The following is a 16,934-nucleotide window of genomic DNA, read 5'->3' on the forward strand; positions in this document are numbered from 1 at the left end:
GCTCCGGTCATACGATCACACGTTCACCGGAGTGGGTACGGGCTCGCCCGCAGGCTCCGGCCCGGAACCGTCCCGCTCCCGGCCGGCGGCGCGGCCGGCGGCGCCTTCGGGCCCCTGGGCGGCGTCCCGGTCCCGGCGGACCAGTGCGGCGTAGCGGCCGTCGGCCCCCAGCAGCTCCTCGTGCGTACCCCGCTCGGCGATGCGGCCCGCGTCCAGGACGACGATCTGGTCGGCGTCGCGGACGGTGGAGAGGCGGTGCGCGATGGTGATGGTGGTGCGGCCCCTGGAGAGGTTGTCGATGGCCCGCTGCACGGCGTGCTCGGTCCGGGTGTCGAGGGCGCTGGTGGCCTCGTCGAGGATGAGCACCGGCGGGTCGCGCAGGATCGTGCGCGCGATGGCCAGGCGCTGCTTCTCACCGCCGGAGAAGCGGTAGCCGCGCTCGCCGACCAGGGTGTCGTAGCCGTCGGGCAGGGACTCGATGTGGTCGTGGATCTGCGCCGCGCGGGCCGCCTCGACGATCTCCTCGCGCGTGGCGTCCGGCTTGGCGAAGCGCAGGTTGTCGGCGACCGAGGCGTGGAAGAGGTAGGTCTCCTGGGAGACCACGCCGATGGACCGGGCCAGCGAGTCGAAGTCGAGGTCGCGCACGTCCACCCCGTCGAGGGCGACCCGTCCGCCGGTCACGTCGTAGAGCCTCGGGACCAGGTAGCTGAGGGTGCTCTTGCCGGAGCCGGTGGGGCCGACCACGGCGAGGGAGCCGCCGGCCGGGACGGTGATGTCGATGCCGGTGAGGGTGGGGCCGGTCTTGGCCTCGTAGGCGAAGTGCACGTCCTCCAGCCGGACCTCGCCCCGGGCACGGTCCAGCCGCACGGGCTCCTCCCGCTCGGTGATGTCCACCGGCAGGTCGAGGTACTCGAAGATCCGGGCGAACAGCGCGAGCGAGGTCTGGATCTGCACACCGGTCGACAGCAGGCTCACGGCGGGCCGGAACAGGCCCTGCTGCAGGGTGACGAAGGCGACGAGGGTGCCGACGGAGAGCGAGGGCGCGCCGGTCTGCAGGGCGATGCCGGCGGCCCAGTAGATCAGGGCGGGCATGGCGGCCATGACGATGCCGATGGTGGACATCCGCCAGCGCCCGGCCATGCTGGCGCGCACCTCCAGGCCGACGAGCTTCTCGGACTCCTCCGAGAAGGCGTCGGTGAGGGACTGCGAGCGGCCCATGGTGCGGCCGAGCAGGATGCCGCTGACCGAGAGGGACTCGGTGACGGTGGCGGCCATGGCGGCCATCTGCTTCTGGCGCTGGGTGGTGATCCTCTTGCGCTCGTTGCCGACCCGGCGGCTGATCCACACGAACACGGGCAGCAGCAGGAGGGAGACCACGGTCAGCCGCCAGTCGAGCGCGAGCATCGCGACGACGGTAGCGATCACGGCGGTCAGGTTCGACACGAGCGAGGTCGCGGTCGAGGTGACGGTGGCCTGCATGCCGCCGATGTCGTTGGCTATCCGGGACTGCACCTCGCCGGTGCGGGTGCGGGTGAAGAAGGCCAGCGGCATCCGCTGGAGCTGGGCGTAGACGGCGGTGCGCAGGTCGTGCATGACGCGCTGGCCGACGGTGGTGGAGATCAGCGTCTGGAGCACGCCGAAGACGCTGGTCACGACCGCCGTGAGGATCATGCCGAGGGCGAGCAGGCTAAGCAGTCCGGTCCGGCCCTGGGGGATCGCTACGTCCAGGATCTCCTTGAGCAGGAACGGGGAGGCCACGCCGACCAGCGAGGAGGCGCCGACGAGGGCTCCGACCACGGCGAGCCGGCCGCGGTAGGGGCGGAACAGGCCGAGGATGCGGCGCAGCTCGCGGGGGCGTTCCGCCGGGGCCGGGCGGGTGGGGTCGAGTGCTTCGTTCGATGGGGTCCACTTCGGTTCGTCGTGGGGCATGTGCCTCCTTCAGGCGAGACTCCGATGAGCTTAGCTCATTGTTACCTATGCTCACAATGAATCCGGTCCTGGTACTGTTCCCAGTATGAGCACCGGTTCCGAGACCGACACCCGCGATTCCACCGACGGCGTCCTCGCCGAGCAGCTGCTGCGCCTCACCCGCCGGCTGCACCGCATCCAGAAGCGCCACATGGAGCCGCTCGGGATCACCCCGGCCCAGGGCCGGCTGCTGCGCCTCGTCTCGCACTACGGCGGTGACCAGCCGCCCCGAATGGCCGACCTGGCAACGCGCCTTGAGGTCGTGCCGCGCGCGGTGACCACCCTCGTGGACGGGCTGGAGGCCGCCGACTGCGTGCGCCGGGTGCCCGACCCCGCGAACCGGCGCGTGATCCGGATCGAGCTCACCGAAACCGGTCGCGCCACGCTGCGCCGTCTGCGCAACGCGCGGACGGACGCCGCAGAGGAGATCCTTGCTCCATTGACCGCCGGACAGCGCGAGGTGCTCGGCGGCCTGCTGAACGCGCTGGCGGACGCTCCCGCGGAGCGCCGCTGCTGAGACGGGCGGAGCGGGCGCCGGACCCGGCGCCCGTGCCGGACCGCGACCGACAAGGGGCCGCTCATGCCGCTGCTCGAACCGGAGCCCGGGGCCCTGCGCCCGCGCGGCGTGCGGGCCCCGGCCCCCGACCGGGCCCCCGACCGGGTCCCCGACCGGCTGGCCGGCGGCACCCCACCGGCCCTGCGCGCCGAGCTGAGCGAGCTGCTGGGCGCGGAGAAGGTGCTGTGGAAGGTCTCCGACCTGGTGCGCTACGCCACCGACGCCTCCCCGTACCGCTTCGTCCCGCAGGTCGTGGTGGTCGCCGAGGACATCGACGACGTCTCCGCGGTCCTCTCCTACGCCCACGGCAAGCAGCGCGAGGTGGTCTTCCGGGCCGCCGGGACCTCCCTGAACGGCCAGGCGCAGGGCGAGGACATCCTCGTCGACGTACGCCGCCACTGGGCCGGGATCGAGGTCCTGGAGGAGGGCCGGCGCGCCCGGATCCGGCCCGGCACCACCGTGTTCCGGGCCAACGCCGCCCTGGCCCGGCACGGCCGGATCCTGGGACCCGACCCGGCCAGCGCCGTCGCCTGCACCCTCGGCGGGGTCGTCGCCAACAACTCCTCCGGCATGACGGCCGGGACCACGCGGAACTCGTACCGCACCCTGTCCTCCCTCACCCTCGTCCTGCCGACCGGCACCGTCGTGGACACCGCCGACCCGCTCGCGGACGAGGAGCTGGCCCGCGCGGAACCGGGCCTGTGCCACGGACTGATGGAGCTGAAGCGGGAGATCGAGGCGGATCCGGCCCTCGTCGCCCGGATCCGGGCCAAGTACGAGATCAAGAACACCACCGGCTACCGGCTCGACGCCTACCTGGACGGCACCACGCCCGTGGAGATCCTGCGCGGCCTGATGGTCGGCTCGGAGGGCACGCTCGGATTCATCGCCGAGGTCGTCTTCGACACGCTCCCCCTGGACCGCGAGCTGACGAGCGCGCTGCTCTTCTTCCCGTCCCTGCCCGCCGCGGCCGCCGCCGTACCGCTCTTCAACGACGCGGGCGCCATCGCCGTCGAGCTGATGGACGGGAACACCCTGCGCGCCTCCGTCAGCGTGGACGGCGTGCCCGCCGACTGGGCCGAGCTGCCGAAGGACACCGCCGCACTGCTGGTGGAGTTCCGGGCGCCGGACGCGGCGGGCCGCGCCGCGTACGAGCGCCGCGCGGCCGCCGTGCTGCCCGCGCTGGAGCTGGTCGCACCGGTCGCCTCCGTGACCAACGCCTTCACGAGCGATCCGGCCGTCATCGCCGGCTACTGGAAGGCCCGCAAGGCCTTCGTCACCGCCGTCGGCGGGGCCCGCCCGCCCGGCACCACCCTGATCACCGAGGACTTCGCGGTGCCGCCGTCGCGGCTGGCGGAGGCCTGCGGGGCGCTGCTGGCGCTCCAGGCGGAGCACGGCTTCGACGCGGCCGTCGCCGGTCACGCCGCCCACGGCAACCTGCACTTCCTGCTCGCCTTCGACGCCGCCCGGCCCGCCGACGTCGACCGGTACGCGGCCTTCATGGACGCCTTCTGCCACCTCACGGTGGAGCGGTTCGACGGCTCCCTGAAGGCCGAGCACTCCACCGGCCGCAACATGGCCCCCTTCCTGGAACTGGAGTGGGGGCCCCGGGCGGCCGACCTCATGTGGCGCACCAAGCGGCTCGTGGACCCGGACGCGGTCCTGGCCCCGCGCGTGCTCCTCGACCGCGACCCGCGGGCCCACCTGCGCGGCCTGAAGACGATCCCGCGGGTGGAGGACGTCGCCGACCCGTGCATCGAGTGCGGGTTCTGCGAACCGGCCTGCCCCAGCGGGGACCTGACGACCACTCCGCGCCAGCGGATCGTGCTGCGCCGCGAGATGGTGCGCCAGCAGCCGGGCTCCCCCGTGCTCGCCGAACTGCTCGGCTCCTACGGCCACGACGCCGTGGACACCTGCGCGGGCGACTCCACCTGCAAGCTGGCCTGCCCGGTCGGCATCGACACCGGCGCGCTGATGCGGGACTTCCGCCACCGCCGCCACGGCGCGCGCGAGGAGCGGGCCGCCGAACTGGCCGCCCGGCGGTTCCGTACCGTCGAGGCCGGCGCCCGGCTGGCCGTGGCCGCCGCCGGGAAGATCGCGCACGCCCTCGGGGACCGGGCGCCGGCCGCCGTCACGGGCGCGCTGCGCACCGTCGTTCGCCCCGACCTGGTGCCGCAGTGGCTGCCGCAGCTCCCCGGGCCCGCCGCGCGGCGGCTGCCCGCGACCCGGCGGGTGGGCGCGGCGGCCGTGTACTACCCGGCCTGCGTCAACCGGATCTTCGGCGGACCCCCGGGGGAGCCCGGCCCGTCGCTGCCGGAGGCGGTGGTGGCCGTGTCGGAGCGGGCCGGGAAGCCGGTGTGGATCCCCGGTGACGTGGCCGGGACCTGCTGCGCGACGATCTGGCACTCCAAGGGCTACGAGGCCGGCAACCGGCTGATGGCCAACCGGATCGTCGAGGCCGCCTGGGGCTGGACGGCCGGGGGCCGGCTCCCGCTGGTGGTGGACGCGTCCTCCTGCACCCTGGGCCTCGCCCGCGAGGTGGTCCCGTTCCTGACGGCGGACAACCTCGGCCTCCACTCCGAGTTGCGGATCGTCGACTCCGTCGTGTGGGCGGCGGAGGAACTGCTGCCGCACCTGGAGGTCCGCCGCACCGTCGGCTCGGTGGTGCTGCACCCGACCTGCTCGATGCGGCACCTGGGCGACGAACCGCAGCTGCGCGCCGTGGCCGGGGCGTGCGCCGCGGAGGTGGTGGTCCCGGACGACGCGGGCTGCTGCGGCTTCGCGGGCGACCGGGGGATGCTGCACCCGGAGCTGACGGCCTCGGCGACGGCGCGGGAGGCCGCGGAGGTGACGGCACGGCAGTTCGACGCGCACCTGTCGGCGAACCGGATGTGCGAGGTGGGCATGGACGGGGCCACCGGCCGCCCCTACCACTCGGCGCTGATCGAGCTGGAGCGCGCGACGCGCCCCTGAACACGCCCCGCGCACCGGGAGGCGCGTACGCCGGAACGGGCGCCGTACGCGCGCTCCCGGGCCGGAAAATCGATTGCCCCGGCCGGGTCCGGAGGACGAACCTTGCGCAGGTTGCAGTCATCGACCAGTTCGTGGGGCGTCATGCAGATCAGCGATCTTCCCTATCCGGATCCCGGGGTACCCGACGCCCGCTCCGGGCCCCGGTTCCTGTGGTGGCTGGGCCAGGGGCAGCTCGGCGGCCAGGCCCGCAGCCTGGCCTGGGGCCTCGTGCACTTCTGCGGGGTCGCCGGACTCCCGTACACGGTCGGCGTGGGTGTCGGGGCCGTCGTGGACCGCGACGGCGCCGGGCTGCTGCTGGCGGGCGGACTGCTCCTGCTGTTCGGCGCGGCCATCTCGGTGGGCGACGCCATGCTCCACCGCACGGCCGTCACCAACTGGATCACCGCGGCCGCCCGGGTGCAGCAGCTCCTGGCCCGCAAGACCGCCGAGCTGGGCTCCGCGCTGACCCGCCGGGTCGCGGCGGGAGAAGTCACGGCCGTTTCGACGGGCGACGTCGAAAAGATCGGATGGTTCGTCGAGGCGGTGTCCCGCTTCCTCGCCGCCGCCTTCTCGGTCGTGGCCATCTGCGTGGGCCTGCTCTTCTACGCCCCCGCCATCGGCGTGGTCGTCGCGGTGGGCGTGCCGGTGCTCGCCCTGTCGGTGCTGCCGCTGCTGCCGCGTGCCACGCGACGGGCGGACCTCCAGCGCGAGAAGGCCGGCAAGGCCACCGAGCTGGCCTCGGACACCGTGGCGGGCCTGCGGGTGCTGCGCGGGATCGGCGGTGAGGAGCTGTTCCTGGGCCGCTACCGGGAGGCCTCCCAGGAGGTCCGCGAGGCGGCCGTGCGCAGTGCCCGGATGTGGGCCCTGATCTCCGCGGTCCAGGTGCTGCTCCCGGGCGCCCTGCTGATCACCGTCGTCTGGTACGGCGCGCTGCTCGTGCGGGACGGCCGGCTGGAGGTCGGCGAACTCGTGGCGGCGTTCAGTGCGGTGGCCACGATGCTGTACCCGCTGCGGCACTTCGAGGAGATCGCGATGGCGTACTCCTTCTCGCGGCCCTCCGCCGCGCGGGCGGCCCGGGTGCTCTCGCTGACGCGCGCGGAGGGCGGGGCCGAGGACGGGGCGCAGGACGGAACCGGAAGCTCCGCGGCCGCTGCGGCGGCCCCTCCGGCGCCGGGCGGGGACCTGTACGACCCGGCCACGGGGCTGCTGGCCCCGGCCGGGCTGTTCACGGCGGTCGTGTGCGGGGACCCGGACCTGGCGGGACGGCTCGCGGAGCGGCTCGGCGGGCACTGCGTGGACGGCGGTGGCGGGGCGGCCCCGGTGCTGCTGGGCGGGGTCGCGCTGGACGAACTCGCGCTGGACGCGGCGCGCGGGCTGGTCCTCGTACAGGACAAGGACCCCGTGCTGCTGTCCGGGACGCTGCGGGAGCTGTTCGACGTACCGGCCTCCGGTTCGGTCACGGCGGGGGTCGCGCTGGCCGCCGCCCAGTGCGGCGACGTCCTGGACGCCCTGCTCCAGTCGGCTCCCGACGGGGTGGACGACCCGATGGACGCGCGGATCACCGAGCGCGGCCGGTCCCTGTCGGGCGGGCAGCGCCAGCGGCTCGCGCTGGCGAGGTCGCTGGTCACCGATCCGGAGGTGCTCGTACTGGACGAGCCGACGTCGGCGGTGGACTCGCACACCGAGGCGCGGATCGCCCGGGGCGTGGCGGAGCTGCGCGCGGGGCGCACGACGGTGGTCCTGGCCTCGTCGCCGCTGCTGCTGGACCGCGCGGACCGGGTCGTGCTGGTGCACGAGGGCCGGGCGCTGGCGGCGGGCACCCACCGGGAGCTGCTGCGCGGCGAGCCCCGGTACCGGGCGGTCGTCACCCGGGAGACGGACGAGGAACTCACAGGGATCGAGGAATCCGCATGATCGGCGTCGCTCCGCCGCAACACGATCCGGCGGCCCCGGAAACGGCCGCCACCCTGCCGGTGGGCACGTCGGCGACCGTACGGGGCTACGTGCGCGGGCTGCTGCGGCGGCACCGGCGGGCCTTCGTGGTGCTGGTGACGGTCAACGCGGTCGCGGTGGTCGCCTCCATGGTCGGCCCCTACCTGCTGGGGCAGGTCGTGGACGAGCTCTCGGCGGGGGCCCGCGAACTCCACCTGGGGCGCGTGGCGCTGCTGTTCGCGGTGGCGCTGGCCGTGCAGACCTGCTTCGTGCGGATGGTGCGGCTGCGCGGGGCGATGCTCGGCGAGGAGATGCTGGCCGATCTGCGCGAGGACTTCCTGGTGCGCTCGGTCGGCCTGCCGCCGGGCGTCCTGGAGCGGGCCGGCACCGGCGACCTGCTGTCGCGGATCACCACCGACATCGACCGGCTGGCCAACGCGATGCGCGAGGCCGTGCCGCAGCTGGCGATCGGCGTGGTGTGGGCCGGGCTGCTCTACGGCGCCCTCGCGGTCACCGCGCCGCCGCTGGCGCTGGCCGCGCTGGTGGCGCTCCCGGTGCTGGTCGTGGGGTGCCGCTGGTACTTCCGGCGGGCTCCCGCGGCCTACCGCTCGGAGGCGGCCGGGTACGCGGCGGTCGCGGCCGTGCTGACCGAGACGGTCGACGCGGGGCGCACGGTCGAGGCGCACCGTCTGGGCGGGCGCCGGATCGAGCTGTCGGAGCGGCGGATCAAGGAGTGGACGGCGTGGGAGCGCTACACGCTGTTCCTGCGGACGGTCCTGTTCCCCGTCATCAACGTCACCTACGTGACGATCCTCGGCGCGGTGCTGATGATCGGCGGCTACTGCGTGCTGCGCGGCTGGATGTCGGTGGGCCAACTGACCACGGGGGCGCTGCTGGCACAGATGCTGGTCGACCCGATCGGCCTGATCCTGCGCTGGTACGACGAGCTGCAGATCGCCCAGGTGTCGCTGGCGCGGCTGGTGGGCGTGCGGGAGATCGAGCCGGACGCGGGTGACCGGGCGGTCGCCCCTCAGGGCCGGGACGTGCGGGCGCAGGAGGTCCGCTTCGGCTACCGGGAGGGCGTGGACGTGCTGCACCGGGTGTCGATGTCCGTGCCCCCGGGCACCCGGATGGCGCTCGTGGGCCCTTCGGGGGCGGGCAAGTCCACCCTGGGGCGGCTGCTGGCGGGCGTCTACGCGCCCCGGACGGGCGAGGTCACGCTCGGCGGGGCCCGGCTGTCGCGGATGCCCGCGGAGCGGGTGCGCGAGCACGTGGCGCTGGTCAACCAGGAGCACCACGTGTTCGTCGGCACGCTGCGGGACAACCTGCGCCTGGCCCGGACGGGGGCGGAGGACGCCGAGCTGTGGGCGGCGCTGGGTGCGGTGGACGCCGACGGCTGGGCGCGGGCACTGGAGTCGGGGCTGGACACCGAGGTGGGCTCCGGCGGGAGCGCGCTGACGCCGGCGCAGGCCCAGCAGGTCGCGCTGGCCCGGCTGGTGCTGGCGGATCCGCACACACTGGTGCTGGACGAGGCGACCTCGCTGCTGGACCCGCGGGCGGCCCGGCACCTGGAGCGTTCGCTGGCGCGGGTGCTGGACGGCCGGACGGTCATCGCGATCGCGCACCGGCTGCACACCGCGCACGACGCGGACGTGATCGCGGTCGTTGAGGGCGGCCGGATCAGCGAACTCGGCTCGCACGAGGAGCTGGTGGCGGCCGACGGGGCGTACGCGGCCCTGTGGCGGTCCTGGCACGGCTGACGGGGCGGGGCCCGCGCGGGCGGGCAGCCGGTGGACAGGCAGCCGGTGGAGGGGCGGCGGTGCGGGGGTGGGCGGTGCGGGGGTCAGATGAAGCCGAGGGCCGCTGCGCCGCCCACGCCGCCGAGGAGCATGAAGACCGGCATGAGCACCTTCAGCTCGACCCAGCTGCCGGCCCGGAACCGCATCATCTTCGGCGGACCCAGGGCGTACCAGCGCTTCCCCGCTATCGGCAGGGGCCACAGGATCGGGCAGCCGGAGACCGTCAGCGCGTCGCCGATGTCGTGGACCAGCGCGCCGAGCATGATCGGCAGGCCGAGCCAGAGGTACTCCTGGCCCGGGCCGTCGAACAGCCAGCCCGCGCCGTTGCCCGGCTCGTCGAGCACCCCGGCCAGGATCCAGGCGCTGGTCGCGCCGAGCAGCCAGACCAGGACGTCGCTGGACATCCGGGCCGCCCGCCACAGCAGTCCCTCCACGGCCAGCACCAGGTGCACGAAGAGCAGCGCCAGCACGCCCCAGCGGTCGAAGCCGACCGCGACCGCCGAGGATCCGGCACCTATCAGGACGGCCCAGAGCCAGGTGTGGGTCAGGGTGCGGTGTCCCCCGCTGCGGCGCGCGTCGCGCGGGGAGCGGGTCGCCTTGTAGACGGCGTAGGAGATCTTGTCGACCACCTCGCACAGGCCCCGGGACAGCGGGCCGAAGGCGCGCGAGATCGTCGCGGACTTGTGGTCGAGGTCGGGGGCGAGGGCGGCGCCCGCGCAGATGAGGGCGCCGACGACCAGCACGGGCCACGGCATCGGGTGTCCGAAGGCCGCCGCGGCCGCGCCCACCCCCAGCCAGGCCGCCGCCCCGGACAGTGAGTGCGCCGGACCCATCATGCTCGTTTCCCGCCCCGGTCCTGTCGTGGTGGGGCCCTGTGGAGGGATTCGGTCGGGCCGCCTCGACGGCCCAGGCTACCCGTGATGATCTTCGCTCCGTCCGCCGGTTCCCTCTTCCGGGGGGAATCCAGGCAAGATGGGGGGCGTGACCCTCATTGATCAGCTCCCGCCGACCGCCGACCCCGACGCCCTCTTCGAGGCCTTCTCCTCGTGGGCGGAGGGCCAGGGCATCACCCTGTACCCGGCGCAGGAGGAGGCGCTGATCGAGGTCGTCTCCGGCGCGAACGTGATCCTGTCCACCCCGACCGGCTCCGGCAAGAGCCTCGTCGCGGCCGGGGCGCACTTCACCGCGCTGGCCCAGGACAAGGTCACCTTCTACACCGCGCCCATCAAGGCGCTGGTGTCGGAGAAGTTCTTCGACCTGTGCAAGCTCTTCGGCACCGAGAACGTGGGCATGCTGACCGGCGACGCGTCCGTGAACGCCGACGCCCCGGTCATCTGCTGCACCGCCGAGGTGCTGGCCTCCATCGCCCTGCGCGACGGCAAGTACGCCGACATCGGCCAGGTCGTGATGGACGAGTTCCACTTCTACGCGGAGGCGGACCGCGGCTGGGCCTGGCAGATCCCGCTGCTCGAACTGCCCCAGGCGCAGTTCGTCCTGATGTCGGCGACCCTCGGCGACGTGAAGCGGTTCGAGGAGGACCTGACCCGCCGGACCGGCCGCCCGACCTCCGTGGTCCGCTCCGCGACCCGTCCCGTCCCGCTCTCGTACGAGTACGTGACCACGCCGATCACCGACACCATCACCGAGCTGCTGGAGACCCGGCAGTCGCCGGTCTACATCGTGCACTTCACCCAGGCCCAGGCGGTCGAGCGGGCGCAGTCGCTGATGAGCATCAACATGTGCACCCGCGAGGAGAAGGACAAGATCGCGGAGCTGATCGGGAACTTCCGCTTCACCACCAAGTTCGGCCAGAACCTCTCCCGCTACGTCCGCCACGGCATCGGCGTCCACCACGCGGGCATGCTGCCCAAGTACCGGCGCCTCGTCGAGAAGCTGGCCCAGGCCGGCCTGCTGAAGGTCATCTGCGGCACCGACACCCTGGGCGTCGGCGTCAACGTGCCGATCCGTACGGTGCTGTTCACCGCGCTCACCAAGTACGACGGCAACCGCGTCCGCACGCTGCGCGCGCGGGAGTTCCACCAGATCGCCGGCCGGGCCGGCCGGGCCGGCTTCGACACGGCCGGCTTCGTGGTCGCGCAGGCGCCCGAGCACGTCATCGAGAACGAGAAGGCCCTCGCCAAGGCCGGCGACGACCCCAAGAAGCGCCGCAAGGTGGTCCGCAAGAAGGCCCCCGAGGGCTTCGTGGCCTGGTCGGACACCACCTTCGAGAAGCTGATCGCGGCCGACCCGGAGCCGCTGACCTCCCGCTTCAAGGTCACCAACATCATGCTGCTCTCGGTGATCGCCCGGCCGGGCGACGCCTTCCAGGCGATGCGTCACCTGCTGGAGGACAACCACGAGCCGCGCAAGGCCCAGCTGCGCCACATCCGCCGGGCCATCGCGATCTACCGCTCGCTGCTGGACGGCGGTGTCGTCGAGAAGCTCGACACCCCCGACGCCGAGGGCCGCACGATCCGGCTCACCGTCGACCTCCAGCAGGACTTCGCGCTGAACCAGCCGCTGTCCACCTTCGCGCTGGCCGCCTTCGACCTGCTGGACCCGGAGTCCCCCTCCTACGCCCTGGACATGGTCTCCGTCGTCGAGTCCACCCTGGACGACCCCCGCCAGATCCTGGCGGCCCAGCAGAACAAGGAGCGGGGCATCGCGGTCGGCGCGATGAAGGCCGACGGGATCGAGTACGAGGAGCGGATGGAGCGCCTCCAGGAGGTGACCTATCCCAAGCCCCTCGAAGAGCTGCTCGTCCACGCCTACGACGTCTACAGCAAGAGCCACCCGTGGGTGCGGGACCACCCCGTCTCCCCGAAGTCGATCATCCGCGACATGTACGAGCGCGCGATGACCTTCACCGAGTTCACCTCCTTCTACGAACTGGCCCGCACCGAGGGCATCGTGCTGCGCTACCTGGCGAGCGCGTACAAGGCGCTGGACCACACCATCCCCGACGACCTGAAGTCCGAGGACCTCGAAGACCTCATCGCCTGGCTGGGCGAGCTGGTCCGCCAGGTCGACTCCAGCCTCCTCGACGAGTGGGAGCAGCTGGCGAACCCGGAGGTGGAGACCGCGGAGCAGGCCCAGGAGAAGGCCGACCAGGTCAAGCCGGTCACGGCCAACTCCCGCGCGTTCCGCGTGCTGGTCCGCAACGCGATGTTCCGCCGGGTCGAGCTGGCGGCCCTGGACCACGTCGACCAGCTGGGCGAGCTCGACGCCGAGTCCGGCTGGGACGCCGACGCCTGGGGCGAGGCCATGGACGCGTACTGGGACGAGTACGACGACCTCGGCACCGGCCCCGACGCGCGCGGCCCGAAGCTCCTCCAGATCGAGGAGGACCCGGCGCACGGCCTGTGGCGCGTCCGCCAGACCTTCGCCGACCCGAACGGCGACCATGGCTGGGGCATCAGCGCCGAGGTGGACCTCGCCGCGTCCGACGAGGAGGGCCGGGCCGTCATCCGGGTCACCTCGGTCGGCGAGCTCGGCGAGCTCTGACCGGAATCCGCAAGCCACCGCGGGCGGCCCCGCCCGGCCCGCCGGACCCGACAGTGGAGAACCTGTGATGACGAACCCCGCCGAGAGACTGGTCGATCTGCTCGACCTGGAGCAGATCGAGGTCAACATCTTCCGGGGGGCGAGCCCCCAGGAGTCCCTCCAGCGCGTGTTCGGCGGGCAGGTCGCCGGCCAGGCGCTGGTGGCCGCCGGCCGGACCACCGAGGGCGACCGGCCGGTCCACTCGCTGCACTCGTACTTCCTGCGCCCGGGCATCCCCGGGGTACCGATCGTGTACCAGGTGGAGCGGGTGCGTGACGGGCGCTCCTTCACCACGCGCCGGGTCACCGCCGTCCAGCAGGGCAAGACCATCTTCAACCTGACCGCCTCCTTCCATCACCCGGAGGAGGGCAGCATCGAGCACCAGCTGCCTCCCCGCCTCGACTTCCCCCACCCGGACGCCCTCCCGAAGGTCGCGGACGAGATCCGCGAGCACCTGGGCACGCTGCCCGAGGCGCTGGAGCGGATGGCCCGCCGCCAGCCCTTCGACATCCGGTACGTGGACCGGCTCCGCTGGACCCCCGAGGAGCTCAAGGACGCCGATCCGCGCAGCGCGGTGTGGATGCGGGCGGTCGGCCCGCTGGGCGACGACCCGCTCGTGCACACCTGCGCCCTCACCTACGCCAGCGACATGACCCTCCTCGACGCCGTGCGCATCCCCGTGGAACCGCTGTGGGGCATGCGCGGTTTCGACATGGCCTCGCTGGACCACGCCATGTGGTTCCACCGGCCGTTCCGGGCCGACGAGTGGTTCCTGTACGACCAGGAGTCGCCCATCGCCCACGGCGGCCGGGGGCTGGCCCGCGGCCGCATCTACGACCTGGAGGGCAGGCTGCTGGTGTCCGTGGTGCAGGAGGGCCTCTTCCGTCCGTACCCGGCCGAGAAGGCCAGGCCCGCCGTCTCTCCCCAGTGACTCCCGCGGCGCCCGCGGCACCGCGGGCGCCGTCCGCGGCCCCCGCGCCGTGTGCGCCCTCCGTCCCTTCCCCTTCCCCGCCCTCCTCACCGAAGAGCTGATCGCACCGATGCCCACCCCGGCCCTCCCCTGCCCCTGCGGGCTGCCCGCCTCCTACGCGGACTGCTGCGGCCGCTTCCACTCCGGGGCCCGCCAGGCACCCACCGCGGAGCTGCTGATGCGGTCCCGGTTCAGCGCCTTCGCGGTCGGCGACACCGCCTACCTGATGCGCTCCTGGCACCCCTCGACCCGGCCGGGCCGGCTCGACCTCGATCCGGACCAGCGCTGGGAGCGCCTGGAGATCCTCGCCACCGAGCGCGGCGGGATGTTCGAGACGGAGGGGGCGGTGGAGTTCCGCGCCCACTACCGCGAGGGCGGCCACACCGGCTCGCTGCACGAGCACAGCTCCTTCTCCCGCGAGGGCGGGGCCTGGGTCTACGTCGGCCCCCTCTCCCCCGTCGAGTTCGACTGACCGCGCGCGCCGGCCAGGGCGGCGTCCAGGCCGGTGCGGTAGCCGCGGACCTCGTCCGGCGGCTCCGCCAGCAGCAGCCGCCGGGCCACCGCCTCGGCCGCCGGCACCCGGGGGTGGCCGTAGGGCGGGGGCGGGGCGAGGGCGGCGAGGACGATCCGCTCCGCCGGGTCGGGCACGGCCGCCCGCAGTTCCTCCTCGGGGAGCACGGACGCCAGTACGGCCGCCCGCTCCCAGGGCCCGGCGGTCCGTCTCAGCAGCAGCCCCACGTGCCGGGCCCGCCAGCCGGGCGGCCGCAGGTCCGCCCCGGCGGCCATCAGCCGCCGGTCCTCCGGGGGCGCGGCCCCGCGCAGCATCCCCGGCTCGCGGGCGGCGAACTCCCGCAGCTCGGCGGCCAGGTAGAGCCAGACGACGGCCCGGTAGCGGTTGATCCGGTAGCCGACGGGCGTGAGGCGCCCGCAGCGCGCGAGCCGGGTGAACCGGCTCGGCCCCACCCCCAGCACCCGCGCCCCCGCATCGGCGCCGGCCGTGGTCTCGACCCGCGCGCGCAGCTCCCGCGGGAACCCCTCCCCGGCCCTGACCCGGTCCAGCTCGGCCCGGGTGAAGCGGGCGGCGCCGCTCCCCGGCCCGGGGCCCGGGCGGACCAGGCCCAGCTGGACGGCGCGGGCGAACTCGCTCCGGCTCAGCCCCAGTTCCCCGGCGGCCCGCATCCCGCTGAGCGGCCCCTCCGGGCGCGCGTCCGCGCGTACGCCCCCTGCTCCCCCGCGCGGAACCCGGTCCGTCCGGACGGCCCCGCGCTCCGGCATCTCCACCTTCATCACAGTCCTCCCCCACGAGCGGCGATCACTCTGTGTGAAGACCGTAACCGGGGGTGACGGCGAGCCGCGAGGCCTGTGGACAACTCCGGACCCGACGTGCCGGATCCGGATCCCTCCGCAGGTCGGATCAGCCCCCGGTGATCCGCCGCTCCGCGACGCCCAGGTGCTCCCCGACCCGGTTGACCAGCAGCGTCATCTCGTACGCCACCTGGACGATGTCGGCCTCCGCCGCGCTCAGCGCGCACAGGCAGCTGCCCGAGCCGGCCGCCACCACGAAGAGGAACCCCTCGTCGTACTCGACCATCGTCTGACGCACCTCACCTGCCCGGAAGTGCCGACCGGAGCCCTTCGCCAGGCTCTGCAGACCGGCCGCGACGGCCGCCAGGTGCTCCGCGTCCTCCCGCGCCAGCCCCGCGCTCGCCGCCGTCACCAGCCCGTCGTTCGACAGGACCACCGCGTGCCGGACCTGCTGGACCCTGCGCGTCAGATCGTCCAACAGCCAGTCGAGCTGCTTGTCCAGTGCCATTTCCAGCCCCTCCCCGTTGACCCGGCCGACGCGGCCGCGCCCCACCCCGCTTGGTCGTGCCGCAAGCCTTGCCCACCAGGGGCTTTCCGGCAAGGAGGATGGACGCATGGCACGGAAGATGACTCAAGAGGAATGGCGGGCGTTCCACCCCCGCTCCGCCCGCGCCCCGGCACCGGCCGCGCCCGGTACGGACGCACGCCCGCACACCGCTCCCGACCGGCCCCTTCCCGACTTCGCCCCCGGCCGCCTTCACCACCGGCGAGAAGGCCGTCAAGAGGCGGAATCCAGCCCCTGACGGCGAGACGCGGCCTAAGGCCCGACAGCATCGAGCAGCCGGGCGGTGTGCACCCGGCCGGCGTACTCCACCAGCCTGATCAGCACTTCCTTCCCCGAGTCCTTGTCCCGCGCATCGCACAGCACCACCGGAGTCCCCTGTTCCAAGTCCAGTGCCCGCGCCACCTCGTCCGAGGCGTAACTGCGCGCCCCGCTGAAACAGTTGACGGCGACCACGAAGGGGATCCGCCGGTGCTCGAAGTAGTCCACCGCCGGGAAGCAGTCCTCCAGCCGCCGGGTGTCGGCGAGGACGACCGCCCCGAGCGCGCCCTGCGACAGCTCGTCCCACAGGAACCAGAACCGGTCCTGCCCCGGCGTCCCGAACAGGTAGAGCGACAGGCCGGCCCGGATGGTGATCCGGCCGAAGTCCATGGCCACGGTGGTCGTGGTCTTCTGGTCCACCCCGCCCGTGTCGTCGACCAGTTCGCCCGCCTCGCTCAGCAGCTCCTCCGTGCGCAGCGGCCTGATCTCGCTGACCGCGCCCACCAGCGTGGTCTTGCCGACCCCGAAACCGCCGGCCACGAGGATCTTCAGGGCGAGCGCGGCGAGTTCCTCCTCGGCCGCGGCGCCGGCGCCGGACCCCCCGGGACCCGTCGTGCCGTCGTCGTGCAGTCCCATCACAGTGCTCGCAATCCCTCGATGACTTCCCGCAGAATCCGCTCGTCCGGCAGTTGCGCGGGCGGCACCGGCCGGCTGACCCGTACGTGTCCCGCCTCCAGCAGGTCCCCCAGCAGCACCCGCACCACGCCCACCGGCAGGTCCGCCTCGGCGGCGAGCTCCGCGACCGACTGGGTCTCGCAGCGGCAGAGCCCGAGCAGGGTCCGGTGCTCCGGGCCGAGCAGGGCCTCGTCCCCCGCGCCGGCCGCCTCCGGGTCCACCACCACCAGGGCGATCAGGTCGAACCGGACCCCGTGCGGGCCCGGTTTCGTCCGCCCTCCGGTCATGGCGTACGGGCGGACCAGCGGGCCCGCATCTGCGTCGTACCACTGGCCGCCCATGTGCCGGACC

The 16,934-nt window shown here is 73.7% G+C and carries 13 protein-coding genes; 7 read left to right on the forward strand and 6 right to left on the reverse strand.

Annotated elements, in window-relative coordinates:
• Positions 1-15: 15 nt before the first annotated feature.
• Positions 16-1,929: an ABC transporter ATP-binding protein gene (locus ACIPW5_RS09195; protein ID WP_401242496.1), complete on the reverse strand. Its 1,914-nt coding sequence runs from the start codon at positions 1,927-1,929 to the stop codon at positions 16-18.
• An 85-nt stretch (positions 1,930-2,014) separates the two neighbouring features.
• Here ACIPW5_RS09195 and ACIPW5_RS09200 point away from each other — a divergent pair, with 85 nt between their 5' ends.
• The 4 genes from ACIPW5_RS09200 (at position 2,015) to ACIPW5_RS09215 (ending at position 9,228) form a co-directional block, all read left to right on the forward strand.
• The gene (locus ACIPW5_RS09200; RefSeq protein ID WP_401242498.1) at positions 2,015-2,485 is read left to right on the forward strand and encodes a MarR family winged helix-turn-helix transcriptional regulator; all 471 of its coding nucleotides are present in this window, start codon (positions 2,015-2,017) and stop codon (positions 2,483-2,485) included.
• A gap of 63 nt (positions 2,486-2,548) precedes the next feature.
• Complete coding sequence (locus tag ACIPW5_RS09205) at positions 2,549-5,497, forward strand: FAD-binding and (Fe-S)-binding domain-containing protein (RefSeq protein ID WP_401242501.1); 2,949 nt, start codon at positions 2,549-2,551, stop codon at positions 5,495-5,497.
• A gap of 141 nt (positions 5,498-5,638) precedes the next feature.
• Positions 5,639-7,450 (forward strand): ABC transporter transmembrane domain-containing protein, encoded by a 1,812-nt coding sequence (locus ACIPW5_RS09210; protein WP_401242504.1) that lies wholly within the window; start codon positions 5,639-5,641, stop codon positions 7,448-7,450.
• Complete coding sequence (locus tag ACIPW5_RS09215) at positions 7,447-9,228, forward strand: ABC transporter ATP-binding protein (protein ID WP_401242507.1); 1,782 nt, start codon at positions 7,447-7,449, stop codon at positions 9,226-9,228. Before ACIPW5_RS09210 ends, ACIPW5_RS09215 begins: the two co-directional genes overlap by 4 nt.
• A gap of 83 nt (positions 9,229-9,311) precedes the next feature.
• Here the strand turns inward: ACIPW5_RS09215 and ACIPW5_RS09220 are convergent, their stop codons facing one another.
• The gene (locus ACIPW5_RS09220) at positions 9,312-10,103 is read right to left on the reverse strand and encodes a metal-dependent hydrolase (RefSeq protein ID WP_401242509.1); all 792 of its coding nucleotides are present in this window, start codon (positions 10,101-10,103) and stop codon (positions 9,312-9,314) included.
• Positions 10,104-10,248: 145 nt separating this feature from the next.
• On the opposite strand from ACIPW5_RS09220, the gene ACIPW5_RS09225 reads away from it, so the two are divergent.
• From ACIPW5_RS09225 to ACIPW5_RS09235, 3 genes are all read left to right on the forward strand, one after another.
• Positions 10,249-12,771 (forward strand): DEAD/DEAH box helicase, encoded by a 2,523-nt coding sequence (locus tag ACIPW5_RS09225; protein WP_401242511.1) that lies wholly within the window; start codon positions 10,249-10,251, stop codon positions 12,769-12,771.
• A gap of 67 nt (positions 12,772-12,838) precedes the next feature.
• Positions 12,839-13,741 (forward strand): acyl-CoA thioesterase, encoded by a 903-nt coding sequence (locus ACIPW5_RS09230; RefSeq protein WP_401242514.1) that lies wholly within the window; start codon positions 12,839-12,841, stop codon positions 13,739-13,741.
• Between the two features lie 109 nt (positions 13,742-13,850).
• On the forward strand, positions 13,851-14,252 hold the full coding sequence (locus ACIPW5_RS09235; protein ID WP_362462577.1) for a YchJ family metal-binding protein: 402 nt from the start codon (positions 13,851-13,853) through the stop codon (positions 14,250-14,252).
• Here ACIPW5_RS09235 and ACIPW5_RS09240 read toward each other — a convergent pair.
• From ACIPW5_RS09240 to ACIPW5_RS09255, 4 genes are all read right to left on the reverse strand, one after another.
• The gene (locus ACIPW5_RS09240) at positions 14,216-15,067 is read right to left on the reverse strand and encodes a DUF6397 family protein (RefSeq protein ID WP_401242517.1); all 852 of its coding nucleotides are present in this window, start codon (positions 15,065-15,067) and stop codon (positions 14,216-14,218) included. The two genes, ACIPW5_RS09235 and ACIPW5_RS09240, sit on opposite strands and share 37 nt — an antisense overlap.
• A gap of 127 nt (positions 15,068-15,194) precedes the next feature.
• The gene (locus ACIPW5_RS09245; protein WP_042800536.1) at positions 15,195-15,593 is read right to left on the reverse strand and encodes a roadblock/LC7 domain-containing protein; all 399 of its coding nucleotides are present in this window, start codon (positions 15,591-15,593) and stop codon (positions 15,195-15,197) included.
• Between the two features lie 309 nt (positions 15,594-15,902).
• Positions 15,903-16,544 carry a GTP-binding protein gene (locus ACIPW5_RS09250; protein ID WP_401242521.1) on the reverse strand — a complete coding sequence of 214 codons (642 nt, stop codon included), beginning with the start codon at positions 16,542-16,544 and terminating at the stop codon, positions 15,903-15,905.
• Complete coding sequence (locus ACIPW5_RS09255; protein WP_401242523.1) at positions 16,544-16,924, reverse strand: DUF742 domain-containing protein; 381 nt, start codon at positions 16,922-16,924, stop codon at positions 16,544-16,546. The genes ACIPW5_RS09250 and ACIPW5_RS09255 overlap by 1 nt, the downstream gene beginning before the upstream one ends.
• Between the last annotated feature and the right edge of the window lie 10 nt (positions 16,925-16,934).

The organism is Streptomyces sp. NPDC090077, from assembly GCF_044747545.1.
Lineage (GTDB): Bacteria > Actinomycetota > Actinomycetes > Streptomycetales > Streptomycetaceae > Streptomyces.

Excerpts from the sequence above, each read along its gene's own strand:
- ACIPW5_RS09195 (WP_401242496.1), bottom strand. The coding sequence starts at position 1,929 with ATGCCCCACGACGAACCGAAGTGGACCCCATCGAACGAAGCACTCGAC.
- ACIPW5_RS09200 (WP_401242498.1), top strand. The coding sequence starts at position 2,015 with ATGAGCACCGGTTCCGAGACCGACACCCGCGATTCCACCGACGGCGTC.
- ACIPW5_RS09205 (WP_401242501.1), top strand. The coding sequence starts at position 2,549 with ATGCCGCTGCTCGAACCGGAGCCCGGGGCCCTGCGCCCGCGCGGCGTG.
- ACIPW5_RS09210 (WP_401242504.1), top strand. The coding sequence starts at position 5,639 with ATGCAGATCAGCGATCTTCCCTATCCGGATCCCGGGGTACCCGACGCC.
- ACIPW5_RS09215 (WP_401242507.1), top strand. The coding sequence starts at position 7,447 with ATGATCGGCGTCGCTCCGCCGCAACACGATCCGGCGGCCCCGGAAACG.
- ACIPW5_RS09220 (WP_401242509.1), bottom strand. The coding sequence starts at position 10,103 with ATGATGGGTCCGGCGCACTCACTGTCCGGGGCGGCGGCCTGGCTGGGG.
- ACIPW5_RS09230 (WP_401242514.1), top strand. The coding sequence starts at position 12,839 with ATGACGAACCCCGCCGAGAGACTGGTCGATCTGCTCGACCTGGAGCAG.
- ACIPW5_RS09235 (WP_362462577.1), top strand. The coding sequence starts at position 13,851 with ATGCCCACCCCGGCCCTCCCCTGCCCCTGCGGGCTGCCCGCCTCCTAC.
- ACIPW5_RS09240 (WP_401242517.1), bottom strand. The coding sequence starts at position 15,067 with ATGAAGGTGGAGATGCCGGAGCGCGGGGCCGTCCGGACGGACCGGGTT.
- ACIPW5_RS09245 (WP_042800536.1), bottom strand. The coding sequence starts at position 15,593 with ATGGCACTGGACAAGCAGCTCGACTGGCTGTTGGACGATCTGACGCGC.
- ACIPW5_RS09250 (WP_401242521.1), bottom strand. The coding sequence starts at position 16,544 with ATGGGACTGCACGACGACGGCACGACGGGTCCCGGGGGGTCCGGCGCC.
- ACIPW5_RS09255 (WP_401242523.1), bottom strand. The coding sequence starts at position 16,924 with ATGGGCGGCCAGTGGTACGACGCAGATGCGGGCCCGCTGGTCCGCCCG.